This is a genomic window from Bradyrhizobium sp. MI1.10, from assembly GCF_055811035.1.
The window spans coordinates 1-25,173 of record NZ_JBVVPN010000005.1 but is presented as its reverse complement, the minus strand read 5'-3'; the positions used below and the strand labels follow the sequence as shown (position 1 = coordinate 25,173).

The 25,173-nt window shown below is 64.2% G+C and carries 20 protein-coding genes and 1 pseudogene; 9 read left to right on the top strand and 12 right to left on the bottom strand.

Annotated features, from left to right (window positions below; translation table 11 throughout):
• Positions 1–6: 6 nt before the first annotated feature.
• Together hutH and hutU are read left to right on the top strand one after the other, a co-directional pair.
• Positions 7–1,419: pseudogene (gene hutH / locus AC0L3K_RS07215) on the top strand (histidine ammonia-lyase); the annotation flags it as partial.
• Positions 1,420–1,432: 13 nt separating this feature from the next.
• The gene (gene hutU, locus AC0L3K_RS07210; protein ID WP_473365673.1) at positions 1,433–3,100 is read left to right on the top strand and encodes a urocanate hydratase; all 1,668 of its coding nucleotides are present in this window, start codon (positions 1,433–1,435) and stop codon (positions 3,098–3,100) included.
• A gap of 12 nt (positions 3,101–3,112) precedes the next feature.
• Here the strand turns inward: hutU and AC0L3K_RS07205 are convergent, their stop codons facing one another.
• Positions 3,113–5,119, bottom strand: a complete 2,007-nt coding sequence (locus AC0L3K_RS07205) for a putative bifunctional diguanylate cyclase/phosphodiesterase (RefSeq protein ID WP_473365672.1) — start codon at positions 5,117–5,119, stop codon at positions 3,113–3,115.
• 326 nt (positions 5,120–5,445) lie between these two features.
• Entirely contained in the window at positions 5,446–6,330 is an 885-nt protein-coding gene (gene blaBJP / locus AC0L3K_RS07200; protein ID WP_473365671.1) for a BJP family subclass B3 metallo-beta-lactamase, read from the bottom strand.
• A 277-nt stretch (positions 6,331–6,607) separates the two neighbouring features.
• Between blaBJP and AC0L3K_RS07195 the strand changes: the two genes are divergently transcribed.
• Positions 6,608–7,924, top strand: a complete 1,317-nt coding sequence (locus tag AC0L3K_RS07195) for an alpha/beta hydrolase (RefSeq protein ID WP_473365670.1) — start codon at positions 6,608–6,610, stop codon at positions 7,922–7,924.
• Between the two features lie 17 nt (positions 7,925–7,941).
• Here the strand turns inward: AC0L3K_RS07195 and AC0L3K_RS07190 are convergent, their stop codons facing one another.
• Complete coding sequence (locus AC0L3K_RS07190) at positions 7,942–9,039, bottom strand: hypothetical protein (RefSeq protein WP_473365669.1); 1,098 nt, start codon at positions 9,037–9,039, stop codon at positions 7,942–7,944.
• Between the two features lie 292 nt (positions 9,040–9,331).
• On the bottom strand, positions 9,332–9,604 hold the full coding sequence (locus AC0L3K_RS07185; RefSeq protein WP_007601345.1) for a hypothetical protein: 273 nt from the start codon (positions 9,602–9,604) through the stop codon (positions 9,332–9,334).
• Between the two features lie 173 nt (positions 9,605–9,777).
• Here AC0L3K_RS07185 and AC0L3K_RS07180 point away from each other — a divergent pair, with 173 nt between their 5' ends.
• Positions 9,778–10,587, top strand: a complete 810-nt coding sequence (locus AC0L3K_RS07180) for an ABC transporter substrate-binding protein (protein ID WP_007601348.1) — start codon at positions 9,778–9,780, stop codon at positions 10,585–10,587.
• On the opposite strand, the gene AC0L3K_RS07175 is transcribed toward AC0L3K_RS07180, so the two are convergent.
• A complete protein-coding gene (locus AC0L3K_RS07175; protein WP_007601350.1) occupies positions 10,561–11,259 on the bottom strand; it encodes an ABC transporter permease in 699 nt (232 codons plus the stop codon). The genes AC0L3K_RS07180 and AC0L3K_RS07175 overlap by 27 nt on opposite strands.
• A gap of 224 nt (positions 11,260–11,483) precedes the next feature.
• Positions 11,484–12,536: a histidinol-phosphate transaminase gene (gene hisC, locus AC0L3K_RS07170; protein WP_473365668.1), complete on the bottom strand. Its 1,053-nt coding sequence runs from the start codon at positions 12,534–12,536 to the stop codon at positions 11,484–11,486.
• Between the two features lie 221 nt (positions 12,537–12,757).
• On the opposite strand from hisC, the gene AC0L3K_RS07165 reads away from it, so the two are divergent.
• From AC0L3K_RS07165 to AC0L3K_RS07145, 5 genes are all read left to right on the top strand, one after another.
• Positions 12,758–14,236, top strand: a complete 1,479-nt coding sequence (locus tag AC0L3K_RS07165) for an FAD-binding oxidoreductase (protein ID WP_473365667.1) — start codon at positions 12,758–12,760, stop codon at positions 14,234–14,236.
• A gap of 262 nt (positions 14,237–14,498) precedes the next feature.
• The gene (locus tag AC0L3K_RS07160) at positions 14,499–15,350 is read left to right on the top strand and encodes a 3-hydroxybutyryl-CoA dehydrogenase (protein WP_007612992.1); all 852 of its coding nucleotides are present in this window, start codon (positions 14,499–14,501) and stop codon (positions 15,348–15,350) included.
• A 137-nt stretch (positions 15,351–15,487) separates the two neighbouring features.
• Entirely contained in the window at positions 15,488–15,952 is a 465-nt protein-coding gene (locus AC0L3K_RS07155; protein WP_007601358.1) for a group III truncated hemoglobin, read from the top strand.
• Positions 15,953–16,216: 264 nt separating this feature from the next.
• Positions 16,217–16,870, top strand: coding sequence for a QcrA and Rieske domain-containing protein (locus tag AC0L3K_RS07150; protein WP_473365666.1), 654 nt, complete (start codon positions 16,217–16,219; stop codon positions 16,868–16,870).
• 116 nt (positions 16,871–16,986) lie between these two features.
• Positions 16,987–18,726 (top strand): methanol/ethanol family PQQ-dependent dehydrogenase, encoded by a 1,740-nt coding sequence (locus AC0L3K_RS07145; protein WP_354201190.1) that lies wholly within the window; start codon positions 16,987–16,989, stop codon positions 18,724–18,726.
• A 308-nt stretch (positions 18,727–19,034) separates the two neighbouring features.
• Here AC0L3K_RS07145 and AC0L3K_RS07140 read toward each other — a convergent pair whose 3' ends face one another.
• The 6 genes from AC0L3K_RS07140 to AC0L3K_RS07115 form a co-directional block, all read right to left on the bottom strand.
• Positions 19,035–19,295, bottom strand: a complete 261-nt coding sequence (locus tag AC0L3K_RS07140) for a hypothetical protein (RefSeq protein ID WP_354201189.1) — start codon at positions 19,293–19,295, stop codon at positions 19,035–19,037.
• Positions 19,296–19,352: 57 nt separating this feature from the next.
• A complete protein-coding gene (locus AC0L3K_RS07135) occupies positions 19,353–21,665 on the bottom strand; it encodes a xanthine dehydrogenase family protein molybdopterin-binding subunit (RefSeq protein WP_473365665.1) in 2,313 nt (770 codons plus the stop codon).
• Between the two features lies 1 nt (position 21,666).
• A complete protein-coding gene (locus tag AC0L3K_RS07130; RefSeq protein ID WP_007601363.1) occupies positions 21,667–22,119 on the bottom strand; it encodes a (2Fe-2S)-binding protein in 453 nt (150 codons plus the stop codon).
• A 627-nt stretch (positions 22,120–22,746) separates the two neighbouring features.
• Positions 22,747–23,310, bottom strand: a complete 564-nt coding sequence (gfa, locus tag AC0L3K_RS07125; protein ID WP_473365664.1) for an S-(hydroxymethyl)glutathione synthase — start codon at positions 23,308–23,310, stop codon at positions 22,747–22,749.
• Positions 23,311–23,343: 33 nt separating this feature from the next.
• Positions 23,344–24,453 (bottom strand): S-(hydroxymethyl)glutathione dehydrogenase/class III alcohol dehydrogenase, encoded by a 1,110-nt coding sequence (locus AC0L3K_RS07120; RefSeq protein ID WP_007601365.1) that lies wholly within the window; start codon positions 24,451–24,453, stop codon positions 23,344–23,346.
• A 61-nt stretch (positions 24,454–24,514) separates the two neighbouring features.
• A complete protein-coding gene (locus tag AC0L3K_RS07115; RefSeq protein WP_007601366.1) occupies positions 24,515–25,003 on the bottom strand; it encodes a c-type cytochrome, methanol metabolism-related in 489 nt (162 codons plus the stop codon).
• Between the last annotated feature and the right edge of the window lie 170 nt (positions 25,004–25,173).

Sequence of the window (25,173 nt, the reverse complement as noted above, 5' to 3'; positions counted from 1 at the left end):
GGAGAAGCGCGCGCCGACGCTCCCGTGTACGGGATCAACACCGGCTTCGGCAAACTTGCCTCGAAGCGCATTCCGCCGGACCAGACCGCGCTGCTCCAGCGCAACCTCATCGTCTCGCATTGCTGCGGCGTCGGTGCGGCGACGCCCGAGCCCATCGTCCGCCTGATGATGGCACTGAAGATCATCTCGCTCGGGCGCGGCGCCTCCGGCGTGCGCCGCGAGGTGATCGAGCAGCTGCAGGCCATGCTGGCGCGGCGCGTCTCACCGCTGGTGCCGCAGCAGGGTTCGGTCGGCGCTTCCGGTGACCTCGCGCCGCTCGCGCATATGACCGCCGTGATGATCGGCGAAGGGCAGGCGATCGTCGATGGCAAGATCGTATCGGGCCGCGAGGCGCTCGCCGCGGCCGGCCTGCCGCCACTGACGCTCGGTCCCAAGGAAGGGCTCGCGCTGATCAACGGCACGCAATTCTCCACTGCCTACGCCGTCTCCGGCGTGCTGCGCGCATTTCGCCTGGCCCGCGCCGCGCTCGTCACCGGCGCGCTGTCGGTCGATGCGGCGATGGCCTCGACGGCGCCGTTCCGCCCCGAAATCCAGGCGCTGCGCGGCCATTCGGGACAGATCGCGGCCGCGGCAGCCTTGATGGCGCTGCTCGAGGGCAGCGACATCCGCCTGTCGCATCTCGAAGGCGACGAGCGCGTGCAGGATCCCTATTGCCTGCGCTGCCAGCCGCAGGTCGCGGGCGCGGCGCTCGACCTGATCGTGCAGGCGGCGCGGACGCTGATCGTCGAGGCCAATGCCGTCACCGACAATCCGCTCGTGCTGGTCGAGACCGGCGAGATCGTCTCCGGCGGAAACTTCCATGCCGAACCGGTGGCCTTTGCCGCGGATACCATCGCGCTTGCGCTGTCGGAAATCGGTGCGATCAGCGAGCGGCGCATCGCGACGCTGGTCGATCCCGCGCTCAATTTCGGCCTGCCGCCGTTCCTCACTCCCGATCCCGGTATCAATTCCGGCTTCATGATCGCCGAGGTGACGGCGGCCGCGCTCTATGCCGAGAACAAGCAGCGCGCGGCCGCCTGCTCGATCGACTCGACGCCGACCAGTGCCAACCAGGAAGACCACGTCTCGATGGCCGCGCATGCCGCACGGCGGCTGTCCGATATGGCCGACAATCTCGCTGCCATCCTCGGCATCGAGTTCCTGGTCGCCGCCCAGGGCATCACGCTACGCGCGCCGCATGCGACGAGTGCGCCGCTCGTTGCCGTCATTGCGGCACTGCGCGAGCAGGTAGCGCCGCTCGGCGCAGACCGCTACATGGCCGGCGATCTCGCCAAGGCTGCAGCGATGATCGAGGCCGACGCGCTGCCGGCTGCGGCGCTCGCCGTACTTTCAACCGACCCGTTTCCGACGCTTGCCTGACGAGGTGTTCCGCATGAACCGCCGACTGGACAATGACCGCACCATCCGCGCGCCCCGCGGCAGCGAAATCAGCGCCAAGAGCTGGCTGACGGAAGCGCCCTTGCGCATGCTCATGAACAATCTCGATCCCGACGTTGCAGAACGTCCGAGCGAGCTCGTGGTCTATGGCGGCATCGGCCGCGCCGCGCGCGACTGGGAGAGCTTTGACCGGATCATTGCGACGTTGCGCAAGCTCGAAGCCGACGAGACGCTGCTGGTCCAGTCCGGCAAGCCGGTCGGCGTGTTCCGCACCCATGCTGACGCGCCGCGCGTCCTGATCGCCAACTCCAACATCGTGCCGCACTGGGCGACGCTCGATCATTTCAACGAGCTCGATCGCAAGGGCCTGATGATGTACGGCCAGATGACGGCGGGTTCCTGGATCTATATCGGCAGCCAGGGCATCGTGCAGGGCACCTACGAGACTTTTGTTGAGGTCGGGCGTCGCCATTACGGCGGCAGCCTCGCCGGCAAATGGATTCTGACGGCCGGTCTCGGCGGCATGGGCGGCGCGCAGCCGCTGGCTGCGACCATGGCGGGAGCCTCGATGCTGGCAGTCGAATGCCAGCCGAGCCGCATCGAGATGCGTCTGCGCACCGGTTATCTCGATCGCCAGGCCGCCACGCTCGACGAGGCACTTGCGATCACGGCGGAGGCGGCCAAGACGAAGAAGGCGGTCTCGGTCGGTCTGCTCGGCAATGCCGCGGAGATTTTTCCCGAGCTGGTCCGCTGCGGCGTCAGGCCCGATATCGTCACCGACCAGACCAGCGCGCACGATCCGATCAACGGCTATTTGCCGAAGGGCTGGACGCTCGCGGAGTGGGAAGCCACGCGCGCCGCCGACCCCAAGGCCGTGGAGCGCGCCTCGAAAACCTCGATGGTCGAGCACGTCCAGGCCATGCTGGATTTCCATGCGCAAGGCATCCCGACCCTCGACTACGGCAACAACATCCGCCAGATGGCCCAGGACATGGGCCTGAAGAATGCCTTCGATTTTCCGGGCTTTGTCCCCGCCTATATCCGTCCGTTGTTCTGCCGCGGCGTCGGGCCGTTCCGCTGGGCGGCGCTGTCGGGAGATCCCGAGGACATCTTCAAGACCGACGCCAAGGTCAAGGAGCTGATGCCTGACGACAAGCACCTGCACAATTGGCTCGACATGGCCAGGGAGCGCATCAAGTTTCAGGGCCTGCCGGCGCGGATCTGCTGGGTCGGGCTCGGCGATCGCGATCGCCTGGGCCTTGCCTTCAACGAGATGGTAGCGCGCGGCGAATTGAAGGCCCCCATCGTGATCGGGCGCGATCATCTCGACAGCGGCTCGGTGGCGAGCCCCAACCGCGAAACCGAAGCGATGAAGGACGGGTCGGACGCCGTGTCCGACTGGCCCTTGCTCAACGCGCTGCTCAATTGTGCCAGCGGCGCGACCTGGGTGTCGCTGCATCATGGCGGCGGCGTCGGCATCGGCTATTCCCAGCATGCCGGCATGGTGATCGTCGCCGACGGGACGCCGGAGGCGGCGAAGCGGATCGCGCGCGTTCTCTGGAACGACCCTGCCAGCGGCGTCATGCGCCACGCCGACGCCGGCTACGACACCGCGATCGAATGTGCCCGCGACAAGGGGCTCGATCTGCCGAGCCTGCGCTAGTCCAGGCGCGACTCAGGCCACGACCCTGGCTCCGGCGCCGCCAAGGCGCTGGCGTTCCTTTGCGAGATACTCGTCGATCGCGTCGCCGTGCATGGGCTTGGCGAAGTAGTAGCCCTGGATGAAGTCGCATCCCAGCCGGCGCAGGGTGTCGAGCTGAGCGCGGGTCTCGACGCCCTCGGCGACGCAGGCGATCTCCATGTCGTCACAGAGGCCTGTGAGGGACTTGATGATCTTGTGGCTCACTGCATTGTCATTGACGTCGGCGATGAAGCTGCGGTCGATCTTGATCTTGTCGAGCGGGAGCCAGTGCACGTGGCTCAGCGAGGAATAGCCGGTGCCGAAATCGTCCAGCGAAATGCCGCAGCCCATCGCCTTCAATGCCGCGATCGACTGCTGCGCGCGTACGAAATCGAAGGTGACGGCGGTCTCGGTGATCTCGAAATCGATCCGGTGCGGCGGCAACCCGCTCTTCTCCACGATGGTGATCAGAGGCAGGACGCCCTCGGGTGAGCAGATGTCGTGGGCGGACAGGTTGAACGACAGGCGGATGTGGTCGGGCCAGGTCCTGGCCGTCGCGAGCGCGCGCACCAGCAGCGCCTGCGTCAGCGGCCGGATCAGGCCGATGCGCTCGGCGGCGGGAATGAAGTCGGCCGGCGAAACCAGGCCGAGGCGGGAGCTGCGCCAGCGCGCCAGAACCTCGAAGCCGGCGGTGTGCTCGCTCATGGCGTCCACGATCGGCTGGAACACCAAGTCCATCTCGGTGCTGAAATCGGCGGTGCGCAGCAAATTCTCGATGACGCCGCGGCTGCGGATCTCGGCCTCGAGCTCGCCCGAGAAGATCACGGTGCGGCCGCGCAGATGGCGCTTGGCGTGATAAAGTGAATAGTCGGCGCATTCATAGAGCGCTTCCGCCGTCGTTGCCGATTGCGGGAATAGCGCGAAGCCGATCGAGCAGGACAGCCCGGTATGGGCGGTGTCGAGCTGGTAGGGCAGCTTGACCTGGTCACCAACGCGTTCGCCGAGCCGCATCAGATTCGCATCGTCAGGGTCGCCGCACACGACGAGGCCGAACTCGTCGCCGCCGAGCCTGGCGAATTCCACCCGCTGCGGGCCGAAGCCCTCGCAGACTTCGCGGATGCGCCGGCCCGCCTCGATCAGAACGCGGTCGCCGACCGAATGGCCGTAATTGTCGTTGATCGGCTTGAAGCCATCGAGGTCGATGATCCCGACCGCGACGCGAACGTTCCTGCGCTCGGCATCGGTGAACGCGCTCGACAGCTCGGCGAAGAAGCGGCGGCGGTTCGGCAGTTCGGTCAGGGAATCGAGGTTGGCGAGGCGGAAGTTCTCGTCCGAGAGGGCTTGGGTCGCCGCCTGCTGCGCCAGCAGCGATTTGCGGCTCGCGACGAGATCGGCGAAGTCGCGATAGTAGATGAACAGCACCGTCACCATCGCCCCCGACACGAGCAGATTGTTGACGGCGATCGCCTTCAGCGTCGGCTCGCCGGTGGCCCAGAAGAACAGCACATAGGGCACGTCGACGACCAGCGTCACGATCAGTGCCGCCGAGCGCAGATGCATCAGCGAGAAGATGCAGCCGATCACGGTCACCGCCATGTAAAAGGCAACCTGGCTCTTGGCGAAGGGGTCGCCGTAAGGGTAGAGCGCGAAGGACCAGACTGTGAAGCCCGCGCCGATCGGCAATGTCATCCAGTTGGTGGCGCGCAGATTGCGTAGGATGTCGGCATCGGTGCGCACGAGGTGCCGTTGGCGCAGCCACCAGAAGGTGCGAAGCGCCGCGAGCGCGGTCAGCACGGATGGCACGATGAGCGTCAACCAGTCCGGCGCCACGCTCACATAGGTATAGGCGACAGCGATCGTGTTGCTCATGAGGATGAAATAGAGCAACGGGATCTGCTTGGAGAAGGCGTCGAATTGCGCGCGCGTGAGGTCGGGGTCAGCGGGCACGCGAAACAGCTGCAACGCGGCGGCGAGATGAGACTTCAAATTGGTGACAGGCATTGCAATACGAGCCCCGGATCCCCTTCAAAACGCTGGGGATGTTGCACGGCGAGGGTAAAGGTCGCGTTAGGCGGGTCTCGCAGGAAAAGCCGGCGAAGGTTGTACGCTACCGGGAGTTTTCCGGCCGCCTGCATTGGTGAGGCCGGGTTAACGATATGTGGCGGCGAAAACGAGCGTATCGATTGCAAAAGACCGCAAAAACGTTGGTGACGCTCTGCTAACCATCGGTGTCGGCGCAGCATTCTGTCGCATCGCCAATGGTGCGAGGCGATCTGCTCGCACACCTCTCTTTGTCGAGGAAAGGTGTGCGGATGCCCGGATGACCGCTATTTCTTCTCGAGCGCGGCGGTCTGCTTGGCGAGCTGCTTGTCGAAATCCTCCGACAGGGTTGTGGCGTAGGCTGCGAGCTCACCCGGCTTGACGAACGGGTTCGGTGCGCCGTCCTTCATTTCGGCACGCTTGGCCTGCATGCCATAGACCTCCGGATGCGGCCCGAGCAGCACGTCGATCTTCATCGCCTTCACCTTGGCGTAGGTCGCACGGTAGTCGTCGACGATTCCGGCATGGGTCGGCTGGCCGACCAGCTTGTTAAGAGCCACCGTGCCGCTACAGAAGAACAGCACCTTGCGGTCCTGATTGCCGTCCTTGACGGTCATTTCCCAGCTCGTGCAGCCCGGCGAGTGGCCAGGAGTCGCATGCGCGGTCAACGTGGTGTCGCCGAGCGTGACCTGGTCGCCTTCCTTCACGGCGCGATCGACCTTCACTGTGGGGAAGGCGAGATCCTCGTTCTTCTCGTCGCCAGGATAATAGCCGCCCTCCAGCAGCGGCTTGTCGCGTTCACCGGCCACGAGCTGTGCACCGGTCTCCTTCTTGATCTCGGCGAAGCCGCCGGTGTGGTCGAAATGCGCGTGCGTATTGAGGATGATCTTGATGTCGGAGACCTTGAGACCGAGCTTGCCAATGTTGTCCTTGATCATGCCGGTGGATTCCGGAAGCGCCGTATCCATCAGGATCAGGCCCTGTGAGGTCTTGATGATGTAGACGGCGATGCCGTCACTGCCGACATAGTAGATGTTGCCGATCAGCTGGAACGGCTCGAACGGCGTGGTCCATTTCTTGGTGACCGCCGCAATGAAATCCTTGACGGTCTGCGCCTGCGCGCCGGTTGCGAGGAACGCCAATGCACAGAGCGCGGCCCTGAGCTTTTTCATCGTTTGTCTCCCAGATTGTTCTTGCAGATTGTTCTTGTCGTCTTGATCGGGCGCGGCCTTCGCGCGGCCGGCCGGCAAGCTACGTCGTGCGAGGTGCGGCAGCAACGGCCACATGTCTGAAAAATGTCGTGGCATGCGCGGAATAACCGTGCCCGTCCGTTTTGAGCATGGCGGCCATCGCTGCAACGCGGCCGGTTGGGGTTTGACCGCGCGCAGTCGGCTCGCCATACTTTGCCCCAAGGCGAGCCAGAAAGACTCGTCGGCATCGGGAGCTGAAATGACCAGATCATCCTCCGTCCTTGCGGGGACGCTGAGTTTCCTCGTCTCCTTCACTTCAATTGCCTACTCGCAGCCGGCCTGCGTCACCCAGAACATGGTGATGCCGCCTGGGGCCAACAGCACCGACAAGGCGGCCCCGTTCTTTATCGATACGACGGGTCTCGATTTCAAGACGGCGCCTCCGACGCGCGATCCATCCAATCCCAATTACCCGCGCGCGACCGAGCTTCCTGACGGAACGCTGCCGCCACCGGGTGCCGAGGGCAATTTTATCATCGGCCCCACCCACAATCCTGCGCCGGAGACGATCGCGAGGGAGGGTGTGCCGCGCGGGACGACAAAATCCTTCACGCTGCCGTCGAAGGAGAGCACCATCTACAATCCCGGCTTGATCCGCGACGACGTCGCCGGCTGCACCAACTCCTCGATCATGACGACCGTCACGGCGCCGGAGGACAAGTCGCACATGATCGTCACCACCAGCCATCCCGGCGTCTGGTCGCGCACCATCGACGTCTATGTGCCGGCGCAATATGTGCGCGGCACCGAGGCGCCGTTCATCGTGGTCGGCGACGGCGGCTCGAACGCCTACAAGGATCTCGCCACTACGCTCGACAATCTGATCGCGCGGCGGCGCGTGCCGCCGATGATCGCGATCCAGATCGGCAATGGCGGGCAGGACGCGCAGGGCAGTCAGCGCGGCCGCGAATATGACGCGGTGTCAGGGGCCTACGCGCAGTTCGTCGAGCGTGAAGTGCTGCCGCTGGTCGAAAAGAATGCCGACGTCAAGCTGACCAGAAATCCCGATGGGCGTGCGACCATGGGGCTGAGTTCGAGCGGTGTGGCAGCCTTCACCATGGCGTGGTTCTATCCCGATCTCTATCACCGCGTGCTGGCGTTCTCGCCGACCATGGTCAACCAGCAATGGCCGCACGACCCGTCGCTGCGCGGCGGCGCCTGGGAATATCACAGCGCATGGACGGGGCCGGCCACACCCAATCTCATTTCCAAGGCTGGCGTGCTCACGCCGGCCGAGCCGCCCGGCGTGCCGCTGATCGTCGCTGCGCCGGCCAAGCCGATCCGCTTCTGGTTCTTCGGCGGCGACCAGGACCTGTTCTATCCGAACCCCACCATTCCCGACGGCATGCACGACTGGACCCTCTCCAACGCGCTGATGGCCAAGGTGCTGGCCGAGAAGGGCTACCACTATCAGTTTCTGTTCGTGCGCAACGCCAAGCACGTCGACCGCCCCACGATCGCGCAGACGCTGCCGTCGGCGCTGGAGTGGGTCTGGAAGGGCTATCCTATTCCCTAAGCGAAAGGCATAAAGGGTCAGGCGAGAGCGGCCTGGCGTTCCCGCATTGGTTCGCGGACCCGGTCGGGTTTGCCCGGCTCGGCGAGCCGCGTAAAACTGCGCTGGCTTGCATGCGCGGGTGCTTCGACAATCACGCCCTCGCAAACGATCTGTCCGCCGAGCATCCTGAATTCCAGCTTGTCGTAGCGCGGCATCGTCTCGCCGGGCGCCGGCGGCAGCAGCCCGACGCTCCCCTGGATGTTCAGCGTGGCATCACCGGCGCCGTGAAGCCGCGGATTCCACATCCTGATCCCGGTCTCCGCCCAGCGCTGCCGGATCAGCGCGGCGCGGTCGGCGGGTTCTGCGATCTTTGCACGAATCTTCGGTGCGCCAGTGATCTCCGGAGCGGGGGCCTCGAGGGCCGGCTCCGGCGCAACATCCGTGACGACGCTGGGCGTGTCGTCGGCGACTTTCGCGGCGCTGGGGGAGGAATCGCTGTCGATGCTATCCTCAGCGACATGCTCCGCCGAGATTTCGCGATCGGCAAGCGCCACACACGCATCGTCAAGAGTTGAGCGAGTATCCACGTCGACGGTAGCGGAATGCTCGTCGTTGGCGGCGAGAGCGGGGGCATCAACCGGGACGATCTCGACCGCGGCATCGGCGGACGAGGCCTCCTCCGCGACAACGGGCTCAACGCCGTCCGCGAGTTCGGAAGATAGATCGCTGTTGATGATGAGTTCGGGGACGTCGACCGGCTCGCGCACGACCTCGATGGTCGCGACCGACGCTTCCTCCACGACGACCGGCTCGACGCCCGCCGCCGTCTCCCGGGAGGATTCGTCGCTGCCGCTGATATCGGCTGCCGCTTCCGACGGGCTCTCCGCGATGACAGGGCTGGCGCTGTCGTCTTCGGCCGAAGCCGCGACCGCGGCGTCGCAGTGCGACGTATCCACGCCGATGCTGGTGTCGAGAACCTCCGCGGCTACTGCAATGTCAGCAACAATGGCGGATGAGGCGTCTGCGGTATCAGGCGCGACCGCGATGCTGCCGCCGTGCGGCGCAGGCCGAAGCCGGGTCAACGCCCATTTCACCGCGGGGATGCGGCGCAGCAACGATATCAGTCTCGAAAGCACTGGGAGTTGTCCAAGAGGTACTCGGCTTGAGGCCATCGCTGATTCGCCAGCAATGTAAAAATCCCCGGCTGTCACACTGATGTCAATGTAGGTGGGACCAATTGCAGAACATCCAAGCCTTTAGAGCGCGCGGCTGCGAGTTAGCCGGCGTGACTTTAGTCAAGCTGCAGCCCCGCCAACACGCTTCGTTCGACACCAAGACCTTCGCGTATGACATCGGCGAGCTTTGGCGGCACGAAGACTCTTGGAGAGGGGACGATCGCCCCTCTCCGGACTTCCGATCGATGCAAGCCTACTTTCCGGAGCCCGCGCCGCCGCCGGCCTGGCTGCCCATGTTGTTCGTGTTGCTGCCGCCGGCCGACGGAGTCTGCTTGCCCTTGCTGTCGGCGGCCTCGTTCTGCATGTTCGACGACGCGCCGGTCGTCATGCCCTTGGTCGCGGGGCCCCGCGACGAAGGGCCGACGTCGCCATGGCCGGATGCGCCTGGGGCGGGTTGTGTCTGCGCAAAGGCGCCGCCGGTCGCCAGCGCCATGATGCATGCGGATGCCAAAATGATCTTCTTCATCTGGTTTCCTCCTGGGTTGACTTGAAGACAACTTGCGCGCGGAGCGGACGTTCCTCACAGGGAAGCGTCGCGAGGATCATGACCAAGCACGTTGCGGTGCTTGTCGAGGTTCCCTGTACGGCTCTATCGACGGTAGAGTTTGGAACATCGGGCATCTGGTGTAAGGACGAGGCATGAAAAAGATAATGACTCTCGGAGCGATTCTGCTCTGGTCCACGATCGCAGTCGCGCAGGAGCGCGCCATCACCGTGGCCTCGACGACGTCGACGGAACAGTCGGGGCTGTTCGGTTACTTGCTGCCGCTGTTCTCGAAGGCCGCGGGCATCGACGTGAAGGTCGTTGCCGTCGGTACGGGCCAGGCGCTCGACATCGGGCGGCGCGGCGATGCAGACGTCGTGTTCGTCCATGACAGGCCCGCCGAGGACAAGTTCATGTCCGAAGGGGAGGGCGTGAAGCGCTTTGATGTCATGTACAACGACTTCGTCATTGTCGGGCCGAAGAGCGATCCCGCGAAGATCGCCGGCGGCAAGGACGTGGCCGATGCGCTGCGCAAGATCGCCGCCGCGAAGGCGCCGTTCATCTCGCGCGGCGACAAGTCCGGCACGCACGCGGCCGAGCTACGGCTGTGGAAGGAGGCAGGCATCGACCTCGGTGCCGCCAAGGACGGCTGGTATCGCGAGATCGGTCAGGGCATGGGCCCGGCACTGAACATGGCGTCGTCGTCCAATGCCTATCTGCTGTCTGACCGCGGCACCTGGTTGTCATTCAAGAACCGCGGCGAGCTTACCGTCCTGACGGAAGGCGACAAGCGGCTGTTCAACCAGTACGGCGTCATGCTGGTCAATCCGGCCAAGCATGCGAACGTGAAGGCGCAGGACGGGCAGGCCTTCATCGACTGGCTGATCTCTCCTGGGGGGCAGGAGGCCATCGCCGGCTACAAGGTCGGGGGCGAGCAGCTATTTTTCCCCAACGCGTCCCACTAGCAGGAAGGCGACGGTGGACACTGCGACGCTGAGTGCGAGCAGGATCAGCCCGAGCCCGAGCGCCAGCGGCAGGTCGCCCTTGCTGGTCTCCAGCGCGATCGCCGTCGTCATCGTGCGCGTGAAACCGCGGATGTTGCCGCCGACGATGAGGATGGCGCCAACCTCCGCGATCGCGCGCCCGAAGGCTGCTAGAAAGGCCGTCAGCAGCGAGGTCCGGCCCAGCGCGAACAGCAAGCCGATGCTGCGCAACGTCGACAGCCCGTCGATCCGCGCCAGGTCGCCATACTCCGCCCACAGCAGGCTCGCCGGCCGGTGGACGAGTGCAACCACGATCGGTGTTGCGAGCAGCGATTGCGCAATCACCATGGCCGTTGGCGTAAACAACAGGCCGGCGGCCCCGAACGGGCCGGATCGTGACAGCAAAAGATAGAGTGCGAGCCCGACCACGACCGGCGGAAGACCAAGCAAGGCATTGGTGAGGACGATGATGACCTGCCGCCCGCGGAACCGGGTGATCGCAAGCAGCGCCCCGAACGGCGCCCCGATCAGAAGCGCGAGGATGCTGGCGGTGAGGCTGACGCGCACCGACAGCCCGACGATGGCCAGAAGCTCCGCATCGGCCTCGCCGATCAGCGTGAACGCGGCGCCGACGGATCGCGCGAAGTCGTTCATCCGTGCCTGAGCTTCGGCGCCCGCCGCGATGTCTCGCGTGCGCCGATTTCGGGACTGCGGAGGTGATTCACGTTTATTTCCCTGAGGGGATCGTCCTGCAAAGCAGGCGGCGGAGCGGTTTGGTAACCCGAATTGGACCGGAAATCAAAGCCTTGCGCAGCATGGCACGAGGTGGCGTTCGGCCTCATCGTTTTGACTTTGCCCGATGCGGGGACCGTCGGGGCTCAGATCAAGCCGCGCAGCACTTCAATAAGCCGGGCACACTCTGCCTCCGTTCCGACCGTGATGCGCAGGAAGTTCTCGATGCGTGGCTTGCCGAAATGCCGGACCAGAACGCCACGCTGGCGAAGCGCTGCCGCGAGATCTGCTCCGCTCCGGCTTCGATGGCGCGCGAAGACGAAGCTGGCGAGCGACGGCAACACCTCGAAGCCGAGTTGTCTGAGGTCGCGGGCCAAGGTTTCGCGGCTCGCGATGATACGGGCACGGGTGTCTCGGAACCAGCCGTCGTCCTCGATGGCGGCGGCGGCGCCGGCGATCGCGAGGCAATCGACGGGATAGGAGTTGAAGCTGTCCTTCACGCGTTCCAGCGCTTCGATCAGCGGTCGTTGGCCGATGGCAAAACCAACCCGCAGGCCAGCGAGCGAGCGCGACTTCGAGAAGGTCTGGATGACCAGCAGATTGTCGTGGCGTGCAACCAGCGGCACGGCGCTCTCGGCGCCGAAATCGACATAGGCCTCGTCCACCACCACCAGCCGGTCCGGCTGTTCGGCGAGCAGCGATGCGATTGCGTCGCGCTGAAGGGCAATGCCGGTAGGAGCGTTCGGATTGCAGAGGAGGATGGCACTCGATGGCCGCCTGTAGTCGGAGATATCGATCCTCATCGCAGCATCGAGCGGCACCTCGTCATGCGTTATTCCATAGAGGCCGCAATAAACAGGGTAGAAGCTGTAGGTGACGTCGGGGAATAGAAGCGGTGGTTCGTGCTTCAGAAGCGCCTGGAAGGTGTGGGCCAGAACCTCGTCGGAGCCGTTGCCGACGAACACTTGCTCGGGCGCCACATCGCAATGGGCCGCGATCGCCTCACGCAGGCGCGTTGCGCGCGGATCGGGATAAAGGCGCAGCCGCTCCACGGCCGCTGCGATCGCCGCCAGCACGCGCGGCGAGGGCGGGTAGGGATTCTCGTTGGTATTGAGCTTAACGATGCCGTCCTGCTTGGGCTGCTCGCCGGGGACGTAGGGCGAAAGCGTGTGGACGACCGGACTCCAGAAACGGCTCATGATCTCCAATCCGAATGTGATCGGGCACAGTAGGGTATACGGGAGCTCCGCGGAAGTGCGCCTGCATTCAGCAATCCCAGGCAAATCTGCACGAGGCTTACTGCCGGAGACGTTCCCAAGCGCGCCCCCTATGCTAGGGTCATCGCACCACCGCCCAGAATGAAAACAAGAACGAAGGCTGACGCGCCCCAGGCGCGGAACGGCCGAAAAGAGAGGAACACATGCCGGGTGCAGCCCTTCCCACCGCTCCCTCGATTCCGACCGCGCCAGTGACCTCAGCCGTTCTCGACCGCTTGCGGGCCATCGTCGGCGACAAAGGCCTGATCCTGGACGAGCAGGACAAGCTGCCCTTCGTGACCGACTGGCGCGGCGAGTTGGCGGGGCAGGCGGCGGCGGTCGTGCGTCCGGCCAGCACCACGGAAGTCTCCGCTGTCGTCAAGCTCTGCTACGACAACGGCATTGCCATCGTTCCGCAAGGTGGCAACACCGGCCTGATGGGCGGCGCTACGCCGTGGCCCATGCACCGCGGCATCGTGCTGTCGCTCGGTCGCATGAACCAGGTGTTGAATATCGATCCCGTCGGCTATGCCATGACTGTGGAGGCAGGCTGCATCCTCGAGACGCTTCAGGACACAGCCGCGCGCCACGACCGGCTCTTTCCGCTCAGCCTCGGTGCTCAGGGCTCGTGCATGATCGGAGGCAATCTGTCGACCAATGCCGGCGGCGTGCAGGTGCTGCGTTATGGCAATGCGCGAAATCTGGTGTTGGGTCTGGAGGTCGTGCTGGCTAATGGCGATATCTGGGACGGCCTGCGTGCGCTCAAGAAGGACAACACCGGCTATGACCTCAAGCATCTGTTCATGGGCGCCGAAGGGACGCTCGGCATCATCACCAAGGCGGTGCTGAAACTCTGGCCAGCGCCGAAAGACGTATGCACGGCATGGCTTGCAATCCGCGATCCCAAGGCTGCCATCGACCTTCTGTCGGAGGCGCATGCCGCTTCCGATGACAATGTCGGCTCCTGTGAGCTCATCAGCCGTGCGTGCACCGACATGGTGCTGCGCCACATTCCCGGCACTCAGGATCCTCTCAAGGCTGAGACCGAATGGTATCTCCTTCTCGAATGGTCGTCGGCTCGGCCACGGCAGGACGGAGGCACGGGCATGTCGGACAGGATGGAGCAGTTCCTGGCCGACCAACTCGCGGCCGGCCGGGTGCTGGATGCGGTGATCGCGCAAACCGAAACGCAGTCGCGCAACATGTGGCGGATTCGCGAGAGCGTGGCCGAGGCATCGCGCACCGAAGGGCCGGGCTTGAGCTACGACGTGTCCGTCGCGGTCTCCAGGATTCCCGAGTTTATCGACAGCGGTCTCGAGGCCGTGCTCGCCATCCTGCCGGCGATCCGCCCCTATCCGCTCGGCCATATCGGAGACGGCAATGTGCACTTCTCCTTCATGGGTCCGAAGGGCATGGACCTCGATACGCTCAACCAGTACTCCGCGGCGATCACACGGGCCGTCAACGACCTCGTCACCTCGATGGGCGGCTCGATCTCGGCGGAACATGGCATCGGCATCGAGAAGCTCGACGAGCTCCAGCACTATCGCTCCCGGATCGAGCTCGACATCATGCGCACGATCAAGCGGGCGCTCGATCCCAAGAACATCATGAATCCGGGCAAGGTGCTTCGTCTCGGTTGAGGCGCGCCCACCTTGAGCCCGGTGCTCCCGAACGCTCGGCGCTCCCGGAGACGGGATGCCGCGGATGGCCGGGCCAAACAGGCCAGGAGGTCGCCAAATCATGTCGTTTCGCGACCGAAAGGCGGCTTTATTCCCGCCTTGGATGCTTTAAGGAAGGGACAAGATCAGGTCGCACCCGCCCGGGGGCGGTGCTAGACCCTGATGCAGGAACAATGGGGCGGGGCCGGTAGGGCACGTCCGTAAGGATAAAGGATTTGAGGCAATGATCCAAACCGTTGGCATCATCGGGGCAGGGACCATGGGGAACGGCATCGCGCAGATTTGTGCCGCGGCCGGGCTTTCGGTCGTGATGGTCGATATTTCCGATGCGGCGGTGAACCGCGGGATTTCGACGGTCGGCGGCAGCCTCGAGCGCCTGGTCAAGAAGGAGAAGATGTCGGCGGGCGATCGCGACGCCACGCTCAAGCGCATCACCGGCACCACCGATCGCGCCAAGCTCGTCGATTGCGATCTCGTCATCGAGGCCGCGACCGAGAACGAGGAACTCAAGGTCAAGATCCTGAAGGATCTCTGTGCGACGCTGTCGCCGCGCACGCTGCTCGCCACGAACACCTCGTCGATCTCGATCACGAAGCTCGCCGCCGCGACCGACCGCCCCGACCGCTTCATCGGCATGCACTTCTTCAATCCGGTTCCGGTCATGGCGCTGCTGGAGCTCATCCGCGGCTTGCAGACTTCCGACGACACCCACGCCAAGGCGCTCGATTTCGCCAAGCGCGTCGGCAAGGTGGCGATCACGGCCAAGAACAGCCCGGGCTTTGCCGTCAACCGCATCCTGTGCCCGATGATCAACGAGGCGATCTTCGCGCTGCAGGAGGGGATTGCGACGGCGGAAGAGATCGATGCCGGCATGAAGCTCGGCTGCAACCATCCGATCGGGCCGCTGGCGCTCGCCGATCTCGTCGGGCTCGACACCATGTTGTCGGTGATGGAGGTCTTTTATAAAGGCTTCAACGACCCCAAATACCGTCCAGCTCCCCTGCTCAAGGAAATGGTCGACGCCGGCCATCTCGGCCGCAAGACGGGGCAGGGCTTTTACACCTACGGCGCCTGACAATGGCGCAGGCGGCGGGCGTTGAGTGCTCGCCGCCGGCCCCCGCGATTTGCGCTGCGACAAAGACGCCGCGCGCAATCGGCCTGACAATGTCGAACGGGCGTCCTGCGGGAACAACGGAACGGATAACAAGGGACATGTCGGATCGACTGAAGGCCGAGCGCGAGGCTGCGGCCGCGCGGCGGAATTTGCTGACCCAGGACGCGATCGAGCGCACGGGGATCACCGAAGAGATGATCGGGGAACTCGTGACCCGTTTCTATGGCCGCGTCCGCGAGGATGCGCTGCTGGGGCCGGTGTTCGCGATCGTGCAGAATTGGGACGAGCATCTGGCCAAGCTCCGGGATTTCTGGTCGTCGGTCGTGCTGATGAGCGGCCGCTACCATGGTTCGCCGATGCGGGCGCATATGCCACTGAACCTGGTCGGGGATCATTTCGACCGCTGGCTCGATTTGTTTGAACAGACCGCGCGCGAGGTCTGCCCGCCGCAGGCAGCCGCGCTGTTCATCGACAGGGCGCGCCGCATCGCCGACAGTTTCGAGATGGCGTCGGCGACCTTGGCCGGACGCATCGCTGCGCCGCGTCACGTGCTCCGCTCCTAGAATACAGAATGCCTGCCTGAGAAATGCGCAGCCGCATTGATGGCGCTACGATCGCGCCGAGCGTCGGCGCATTGCACCAATACCGGCAGCATTGATCTGATCTGCAAAATCATCATGCCGGTCGCGTAGCGTGACGTTGCAATTAGAAAAATGCGCGCAAATGCGCGTGTTCGCGTTCAATCAGTGCGAGCATAACCGTGTGATGCACTGCGGGAAAAAATCTTTGCCTTTTTTTCGGCAGAGTTCCAGCGCCTGCTTGTGAACATGTCGAGTGCATCGTTCAACCCATCCTCTTCATCCTCCGACAACACAGCGGAATCCGAAGCTGACGCTTGCACGGAGCAAACCCGGCGGGCACTCTTGAAGAGTGCGCTGGCCACCACGGCGTGCTTCGCCTGTTCCACGCAGGTCCACGCGGGCGAGGATGGGCCCGGCTCCGACGAGCGGCCTCAGAAGGGCGATCTGCTCGTGTTCTCCGAAGGCGATCAGGAGGGAAAGCCCGTCACCGCGGCCGCTCTGTCGGCCGGCGGACCGCCGGTGCATGCCTGGCCGAAAGATCCAAAGACATCGGTCGTGCGCAGCGCCTCGCGCCTCAACGAGATCTTGATCATCCGCCTCGACCCCGCCGAGCTCGACGAGCAGACAAAAGCGCGCGCCGTCGACGGCATCCTCGCCTATTCGGCAATCTGCTCGCATGCCGGCTGTCCTGTCACGGCGTGGGTGAAGAGCGATGTCGGCGACAAGGAAGTGCTCAAATGCATGTGCCACAACTCCGAATACGATCCTCGCGCGGGCGCGCAGGTCGTGTTCGGGCCGGCGCCGCGACGGCTCGCTGCGCTGCCGCTGGCGCTGGCTGACGGCTCGCTCAGCGTCGCCGGAAACTTCGTCGGAAAGGTAGGTGGCGCGCAGCCGGGATGATGGGCGTGCGGGTTGTGCCCGCGTCATGAGAGACCGCATCCGCCGATGGGTGGACGACGGGACGAACGACAAGAATTCAAAACAAGAATTCAAAACGGATGAAAAAGGGGAACGCCATGACCAGGAAGCAGTGGTTACTGTCCGGCTTCGTCGCCTTCACGTGTCTTGCATCGACTCTTGCCTCGACCGCCGCCGTATCAGGCCAGATCGAGAACTACGCGCCGGTCACCGCGCAGCGGTTGGAAAACCCGGAACCCGCCAATTGGATGCTCTACCGGCGGACCTATGACGGGCAGGGCTACAGCCCGCTCGACCAGATCAACACCTCGAATGTGAAGAACCTCACCCCGGTCTGGACCTTCGCGACCGGCGTGGTCGAAGGTCACGAGGCGCCGCCGATCGTCAACAACGGCGTGATGTTCGTTGCGACCCCGATGGGGCAGGTGATCGCGCTGAACGCCAAAACGGGCGACGAATATTGGCGCTACAAGCGGCAGCTTCCCGACGACCTATTCCAGTTGCATCCGACCAGCCGCGGCGTCGGCCTATGGGAGGACAAGCTCTATCTCGCCACCACAGACGACCATGTCGTCGCGCTCGATGCCAAGACCGGCAAGGTGGTGTGGGACACCAAGGTGCAGGACTACAAGAAGGGCCAGTACATGACCCTGATGCCGCTGATCGTCGACGGCAAGGTCATCGTGGGCGGCTCCGGCGGCGAGTTCGGCGTGCGCGGCTATGTCGCCGCCTACGATGCCAAGGACGGCAAGGAGCTGTGGCGGACCTATACCATCCCGGGCGAAGGCGAACCCGGCCACGACACCTGGCAGGGCGAGGACTGGAAGAACGGCGGCGGCTCGGCCTGGATGACCGGTAATTACGACAAGGACACCAAGACGATCTATTGGGGCGTCGGCAACGCCGCGCCGTGGCCCGGCGAGATGCATCCCGGCGACAATCTCTATACCTCCTCGGTGCTCGCGCTCGATCCGAACACCGGCAAGATCAAGACCCATCACCAGTATCACCAGAACGATTCCTGGGACTGGGACGAAGTCGAAGCGCCGATGTTGATCGACCTGCAACGCGACGGCCGCAACATCAAGAGCCTGGTCCATCCGGGACGCGATGCGATCTTCTGGATACTCGAGCGCACGCCGACCAAAATCAACTACGTCGCCGGCTGGCCGTTCGTCTCCACTGACGTCTGGAAGGGCATCGACGCCGAGAGCGGCAGGCCGATCGTCGATCCCGCGCACAAGCCCGTGGTCGGCAAGCGCGTGGAGTTCTGTCCATCGCTGTGGGGCGGCAAGGATTGGCCGTCGGCGGCCTACAGCCAGAAGACCGGCCTCGTCTACGTGCCCGCCAACGAGAATTTCTGCGGTGGGTTCACCGGCGAGAAGGTTCCGCTCAAGCCCGGCGAGCTCTGGCTCGGCACCAAGCCGGAGGACATCGGCCTGAAGACGAAGCCGGGTGCCGATCATTTCGGCGAGCTCCAGGCTTGGGATCCCGCCACGGGCAAGAAGGTGTGGCAGCACAACTTCCCCAAGTCGCAGCTGTTCGGATCGGTGACGGCGACCGCAGGCGATCTCGTCTTCGTGGGCGGGACCAACGACCGCAACTTCCGCGCCTTCAACGCCAAGAGTGGCGAGCTGCTCTGGGAGCAGAAGACCAACTCCGGCATCATGGGCATGCCGGTGTCCTATGAGATCGACGGCACGCAATACATCGCGATCCAGTCGGGATGGGGCGTGGATGCGCAGCGCATCCAGGATGCACTCGTGACCAACAATATCGGCATCGAAGCCAACGTGCCGCAGGGCGGCGTGATCTGGGTGTTCGCGCTGAAGAAGTAAGCTCCGCTGGCGGATCGAAAGAAGCGGAGTGTCAGGGGGCAAATGCGGCGGACGGCAACGTCCGCCGCATTTTGCGTCGGCGTCCTCCCTTCTCCCCTTGCGGGAGAAGGTGGCGCGAAGCGCCGGATGAGGGGTTCTATCCGCGCATCACAATGTGCGAGACTCACGCAGGCATACCCCTCACCCAAGCGGGGTCGTGGCAACCGGCGTCGCTGCCCTCTCCCGCAAGGGGAGAAGGCATATCGCTGCGCTTCGGCGAAGAAGTAGATCCGACAATCACGGCGTCAAAACGCCGATGCGCGAGATCGCTACTTCCCCTCGCGCTCGACCTTGTCCTTTGCCTTCTGGTTCATCTCGCGAACCTTGGGATCGGGATTGTGCTGCCCGGTGGTCTGGCTGGTCGAGGGCGGCGTGGCATTGGCGTTGGGCAGAGAGTTCTGGTCCGGCGTGCTGGGGCGCGTCGCCGTTGTCGGCGGCGTGGCGTTGCTCTGGGCGTATGCGCCTGCGGCAGTCAAGAAAAAGGCGCTCGACAGCAAGGAGACTGCGAGCGCCCTTGAGATGTTGGTCATCGATCTGCTCCTGTCAGATCAATGCAAACGGCGCGAGGCCGCCTTGTGTTCCCGCCTTTATGCTTCCAATTGCTTGCCGAGCGGAAGGCTGCGGATGCGCTTTCCGGTCGCGGCGAAGATGGCGTTCATCAGCGCCGGCGCGAATGGCGGGACGCCGGGCTCGCCCACGCCGCTCGGCGGCGTGTCGGGTCCGGGCGGCACGATGTAGACGTTGGTCACCGCAGGGGATTCATCGATCCTGAGGACCTGGAAGTCGTCGAAGTTCTTCTGCTGCACCTTGCCGTCCTTGAAGGTGATCTCGCCGTATTTTGCGAGACTGAGCCCCATGATCGCCGCGCCCTCGATTTGTGAGGCGATGCGCTCCGGGTTGACATAGGTGCCGCAGTCAATGGCGGTGTCCACCCGCGGCACCGTCAGCTTGCCCTTGTCGTCGACGGCCACCTCGACGATGGTCGCGATATAGCTGACGAAGCTGCGGTGCACGGCGATACCGAGGCCATGGCCCTTCGGCACCTGACGGCCCCATTCGCCTTTCTCGGCGACCAGCTCGACCACCTTGCGCAGGCGCGCGGTGTCGATTGGATAGCTGTCCAAGGGCTCGCCGTAGTTCCACATGTCCTTCACTGCGGGCTTGACGATGCGCGGGCTGCCGATCAGCGCGAGCAGCGTCTCCTTCTGGTCGCGGCCGGTTGCATGGGCGATCTCGCCCACCATCGACTGGACCGCGAAGGCGCGCGGGATGTTCGAGACCGAGCGGAACCAGCCGATGCGGGTGAACGCCGCGGCCTCCGGGTTCTCGCAGGAGATGTTGGCGATCTCGAAGGGCATGTCGACGAGGCCCATGCCGAGCTCGAAAGGCGCCTGGTGCTTTGCATCTGCCGCAAACGTCGAGCCGATGCTCGGGGCCACGCTGCGATGGCGCCACGCGATCACCTTGCCGCTTTTGTCGAGCCCCGCCTCGATCCGTTCCACGGAGACCGTGTGCAGGAAATCGTGGCGGACGTCGTCCTCGCGCGTCCACTGCACCTTGACCGGGACGCCGAGCTCCTTCGACAGCAGCGCGGCCTCGAGCGCAAAGTCGCATTTCGACTTGCGGCCGAAGCCGCCGCCGAGCAGCGTGACGTTGACGGTGACATTGCCCTCGGGAATGCCGAGCGTCTTCGCAACGTCCTCGCGCGTGCCGCCCGGGCTCTGCACCGGCGCCCAGATCTCCGCCTTGTCGCCCTTGACGTCGGCGACCGCCACCGGCGGCTCCATGCTGACATGGGCAAGATGCGGCAGATAATATTCGCCGACGACGACCTTGTCGGCGCCCTTCAGAGCAGCCTCGGCGTCGCCTTCCTGGCGCACGACAAGGCCCGGCTTGCGCGAGGCCTCCTCGAGCTCCTTGCGGTAGGCGACGGAATCGTATTTGCCGTTGGCGCCGTCGTCCCAGGTCAGCTTCAGCGCGTCGCGTCCCTTGATCGCCGCACCGGTGTTGCGCGCAATCACGGCAACGCCGCCGAGCGGCTGGAATTTCGACGGCCACGGCCAGCCGCGCACCTGCATCACCTTCTCGACACCGGGGACCTTCAACGCCGCGTCCGGATCGAACGAGACCAGCTTGCCGCCGGTCACTGGCGGGCGCGCGATCACGGCATACTTCATGCCAGGCAGCCGGATGTCGGCGCCGTAACGCGCCTTGCCGGTGGTGATGTCGTGGAGATCGACGATGCCGATCTGGCCCTTGCCGAGATAGCGGAAGTCCTTGGGGTCCTTCAGCTTGAGCCCTTCGATGCTCGGCACCGGTTCCTTGGCGGCATCGGCTGCGAGCTCGCCGAAGCCAAGCTTGCGGCTCGTTGCGCTGTGGACGACCTCGTGATTGACGGCCTTGACCTCGGTTGCCGGCACACCCCAGCGTTTCGCGGCGGCTTGCTCCAGCATGGTGCGGGCGGAGGCACCGATCTGGCGCATCGGCATCAAATAATGCCGCGTGCTGCGCGAGCCATCGGTGTCCTGGTTGCCGAACTTGACCTCGTCGCCATGGGCCTGCTCCACCTTGACCCTGGCCCAGTCGGCTTCCATCTCCTCGGCCACGATCAGCGGCAGGCTGGTGCGCACGCCTGTGCCCATCTCGGCGCGGTGAGCAAGGATGGTGACGGTGCCGTCGGGTGCGACCGCGACGAATACGCGCGGATCGACCACGACGCCGTGCGGCATCTTGCCGGCGCCGGTCTCGTAGGCGAACGCCTGGCGCGACATCACGGGCGCCGCGAGCACGAAGCCGCCTGTGATGCCGAGCCCCTTCAGGATGCTGCGGCGCGAAACCTTCTCGACCTTGATGTTCTTCTCGAAGCCACGAAGCTTCTTCGGGTTGTCGATGAAATTCATGTCACACTCCCGTCGATGCGAGATGGACCGCATTCTCGATGCGCTGGTAGCAGCCGCAGCGGCAGATGTTGCCGGACATCGCTTCGCGGATCTGGTCGTGCGACGGCTTTGGGTTGTCCATCAGCAGCGCAGCCGCCTGCATGATCTGGCCCGCCTGGCAGAAGCCGCATTGGGGAACGTTGACTTGGCGCCAGGCCTTCTGCACCGGGTGATCACCGTTCGGATGCAGTCCCTCGATCGTCGTGATCTCGCGGCCGGCGACGTCGTTGATCGACGTGATGCAGGCGCGCACGGCTTCCTTGTCGACGATGACAGTGCAGGCGCCGCACAGGGCCTGGCCACAGCCGAACTTGGTGCCGGTCAGACCGGCCTCGTCGCGCAGGAACCAGAGTAGCGGGAGATCCGGGTCGCCGTCCCAGCTCTGTTCCTGGCCGTTGATCTTCACCTTGATCATGATCGTCCCTCGCTCTTCATAAGCTTGTTGATTTCAGATTTTCCAGATGCCGGTCGGTGCAATGTCCGCTGCGCGGCGTCGCATTCCAGCGGTCATCCCGCGCGGGCAGATCCCGGCAGGACTCAGGAATGCCAATGTCATGTCCGGATGTGTTCGATACCTCCCGTCGTGTTCTTGATTATTGAATTCGCGCGGCATCGTCACGTCGCGATCTTAGCAAGGATCGCTTCGGTCTAGCATTCACAGCCAAGTGTTCTCTAGTCAGCTGTTCTCGATGGGAAAAGATTGCAACGAAGGTTTGTCAAAAGCAGGGCGCCGCATCTCGCCGCGCGCATCTCGATATGGGGGACAACGAAAAAAAGCTTCGTCCGCCAGAACACCTGTGCGGACGAAGCAGGATGCCTCAGTCGAGGGAGGGAGAAACGCAAGCGCCGCGCACTTCAAGCGGGAAGTGGTGGCCCTGCGCAGTCATTCAGTGACCAGGACTGAGGGAGCTGACGGCCCCCACACAGGTGCAGTCGAGAAGCGGCGGCATCGCCGCGATCGTCCCGGCCGGCTCCGTCCGCTCGCTGGGTGTGGTGGAACCAGCGAGCGAATGGGGCGCGGCAAACGTCAGGCGGCCTTTGCTCAGGCGGCTTTGGCTTTCGCGACGTGGGTCGCGATCGCGTCCATCAGCGCCGGCGACAGGCAGTCATAGGGCTCAAGTCCAAGCTCCTTGAACCGAGCCCGTATTCCGCCCATCTGCTCCGGCTTCACGCCCGATTCGATCACCGACGAGACGAAGGCGGCGAATTGCGGCGCCTGCGAACCCTGCTCCTGGAACAGTTCGGGGTGAATGAAATCGAGGCCGTAGAACGGGTGACCCTTGTTCTCGATGCGGCCGTACATATGCGTGCCGCAGGCCTTGCAGGCGTAGCGCTGGATCGCCGCCGATGGATCGACGATCTGGAGCTTGTCGCCGTTCTCGAGCACGGTGACGTTCTGGCGGGGTACCACGGCGACGACGGAGAAATTCGCGCCCTGCGGTTTCCAGCACTTGGTGCAGCCACAGGCATGGTTATGCGCGACGTCGCCCTTGACGGCGACCTTGACCTGATGGTCGCTGCATTTGCATGCGAGCGTGCCGCCGGCGAAGCTGCCGCTGCCCTGTTTAATGCCGTTATCGATCGAGGGATGGAGTGCAACAGTCATGGGTCGATCCTCCTTGGGGTGACGCTTTTCGAGCTAGAACACGACGACTGAACGGATCGATTTACCCTCATGCATCAGGTCGAAGCCTTTGTTGATGTCTTCGAGCTTGAGCGTGTGGGTAATCATCGGGTCGATCTGGATCTTTCCGTTCATGTACCAGTCGACGATCTTCGGCACGTCGGTGCGGCCCCGCGCGCCGCCGAAGGCGGTGCCGCGCCAGTTTCGCCCGGTGACGAGCTGGAACGGGCGGGTAGCGATCTCCTTGCCGGATTCGGCAACGCCGATGATGATCGAGGTGCCCCATCCACGATGGCAGGCCTCCAGCGCCTGGCGCATCACCGTGGTGTTGCCGGTGCAGTCGAAGGTGTAGTCGGCGCCGCCGTCGGTCAGGGTCACGAGATGTGGGACGATGTCGCCGGTGATCTTCTTGGGATTGACGAAATCGGTCATGCCGAACCGGCGTCCCCATTCCTCCTTGGAGTCGTTGATGTCGACGCCGATGATCTTGTCCGCGCCAGCCATCTTGGCGCCCTGGATCACGTTCAGGCCGATGCCGCCGAGCCCGAACACGACCACGTTGGAGCCCGGCTCGACCTTGGCGGTGTTGACGACGGCGCCGACGCCGGTGGTGACGCCGCAGCCGATGTAGCAGCTCTTGTCGAACGGCGCGTCCTCGCGGATCTTGGCGACCGCGATCTCCGGCAGCACGGTGAAGTTCGAGAAGGTCGAGCAGCCCATATAGTGGTAGATCGGCTTGCCCTTGTAGGAGAAGCGGCTGGTACCGTCGGGCATCACGCCTTTGCCCTGCGTCGCGCGGATCGCGGTGCAGAGATTGGTCTTCTGGCTAAGGCAGCTTTTGCATTGCCGGCATTCCGGCGTGTAGAGCGGGATGACATGGTCGCCCGGCTTCACCGAGGTCACGCCAGGACCGATCTCGCGAATGATGCCCGCGCCCTCATGGCCCAGGATCGACGGGAAAATTCCCTCGCTGTCGAAGCCGTCGAGCGTGTAGGCGTCGGTATGGCAGATGCCCGTCGCCTTGACCTCGACCAGGACTTCGCCGACCTTCGGTCCTTCCAGATCGACTTCGACGATCTCGAGCGGCTTCTTGGCTTCGAAAGCGACGGCGGCACGTGTCTTCATCTTAAGCTCCTCAAATTCCAGCAGGGCGCCAAGAACCAGGTCCTGGTCGGGCTCCGCTCGTTCACTTCTTGCCCATGCACGAATCTTCGTTCTTGGTATAGGCGTCGTTCTTGTCCTCGTGCTTGCCGGGTCTTGTGCGGCCCCAGGCCTCGTTGGATCGGGCGCGCAGATAGACGTAGAGATCGTCCATGTAGCAGGCGACGTTCGGGTTATCGCCGAAAGCCGGCATCACGTTCTCTGCGGCAGTCGAGATGTTCTTGCGGCCGGAGGCGACGACGCCGAGAAAGTCGGCATAGCTCATCGTCTTCAGCGAATCCTTCAGCGCCGGGGCGTAGGTCGAGCCCATGCCATCCGGGCCGTGACACACATGGCAGTCCGAGTGATAGCGGCGGTATCCGGAATAGGTGTACCAGTCGACGGATCCGTCGGTGATCTTATAGGTTGGATTGCCTTCCTTGTCGGACCATTCGCCGGTTTCGTTCTGCTTGACGGCAGTCGGATCGCCTGAGCCGTCCGCGACGGCAATTCCCCCGGACGCGACCAAGAACATCGCAGCAATGGCAGAGCAGATTTTACGCAAGAGATTTTCCTCGGAAGGCATTCGGTGAGACGAGCCGGGGGGGGGGGGGGGGGCGCCCCCCCCCGCGGCGGCTCGGCCTCGGCGTCGTCGCGGCCTATTCGGATGCGGATAGCAATGCGCTTCATGTGCAACAGGCCGAT

Excerpts from the sequence above, each read along its gene's own strand:
- AC0L3K_RS07150 (WP_473365666.1), top strand. The coding sequence starts at position 16,217 with ATGTCGAGTGCATCGTTCAACCCATCCTCTTCATCCTCCGACAACACA.
- AC0L3K_RS07145 (WP_354201190.1), top strand. The coding sequence starts at position 16,987 with ATGACCAGGAAGCAGTGGTTACTGTCCGGCTTCGTCGCCTTCACGTGT.
- AC0L3K_RS07205 (WP_473365672.1), bottom strand. The coding sequence starts at position 5,119 with ATGCCTGTCACCAATTTGAAGTCTCATCTCGCCGCCGCGTTGCAGCTG.
- AC0L3K_RS07185 (WP_007601345.1), bottom strand. The coding sequence starts at position 9,604 with ATGAAGAAGATCATTTTGGCATCCGCATGCATCATGGCGCTGGCGACC.
- AC0L3K_RS07115 (WP_007601366.1), bottom strand. The coding sequence starts at position 25,003 with ATGTTCTTGGTCGCGTCCGGGGGAATTGCCGTCGCGGACGGCTCAGGC.
- AC0L3K_RS07195 (WP_473365670.1), top strand. The coding sequence starts at position 6,608 with ATGACCAGATCATCCTCCGTCCTTGCGGGGACGCTGAGTTTCCTCGTC.
- AC0L3K_RS07135 (WP_473365665.1), bottom strand. The coding sequence starts at position 21,665 with ATGAATTTCATCGACAACCCGAAGAAGCTTCGTGGCTTCGAGAAGAAC.
- AC0L3K_RS07180 (WP_007601348.1), top strand. The coding sequence starts at position 9,778 with ATGAAAAAGATAATGACTCTCGGAGCGATTCTGCTCTGGTCCACGATC.
- AC0L3K_RS07155 (WP_007601358.1), top strand. The coding sequence starts at position 15,488 with ATGTCGGATCGACTGAAGGCCGAGCGCGAGGCTGCGGCCGCGCGGCGG.
- AC0L3K_RS07175 (WP_007601350.1), bottom strand. The coding sequence starts at position 11,259 with ATGAACGACTTCGCGCGATCCGTCGGCGCCGCGTTCACGCTGATCGGC.
- AC0L3K_RS07140 (WP_354201189.1), bottom strand. The coding sequence starts at position 19,295 with ATGACCAACATCTCAAGGGCGCTCGCAGTCTCCTTGCTGTCGAGCGCC.
- AC0L3K_RS07120 (WP_007601365.1), bottom strand. The coding sequence starts at position 24,453 with ATGAAGACACGTGCCGCCGTCGCTTTCGAAGCCAAGAAGCCGCTCGAG.
- blaBJP (WP_473365671.1), bottom strand. The coding sequence starts at position 6,330 with ATGAAAAAGCTCAGGGCCGCGCTCTGTGCATTGGCGTTCCTCGCAACC.
- AC0L3K_RS07165 (WP_473365667.1), top strand. The coding sequence starts at position 12,758 with ATGCCGGGTGCAGCCCTTCCCACCGCTCCCTCGATTCCGACCGCGCCA.
- AC0L3K_RS07130 (WP_007601363.1), bottom strand. The coding sequence starts at position 22,119 with ATGATCAAGGTGAAGATCAACGGCCAGGAACAGAGCTGGGACGGCGAC.
- hisC (WP_473365668.1), bottom strand. The coding sequence starts at position 12,536 with ATGAGCCGTTTCTGGAGTCCGGTCGTCCACACGCTTTCGCCCTACGTC.
- AC0L3K_RS07160 (WP_007612992.1), top strand. The coding sequence starts at position 14,499 with ATGATCCAAACCGTTGGCATCATCGGGGCAGGGACCATGGGGAACGGC.
- gfa (WP_473365664.1), bottom strand. The coding sequence starts at position 23,310 with ATGACTGTTGCACTCCATCCCTCGATCGATAACGGCATTAAACAGGGC.
- hutU (WP_473365673.1), top strand. The coding sequence starts at position 1,433 with ATGAACCGCCGACTGGACAATGACCGCACCATCCGCGCGCCCCGCGGC.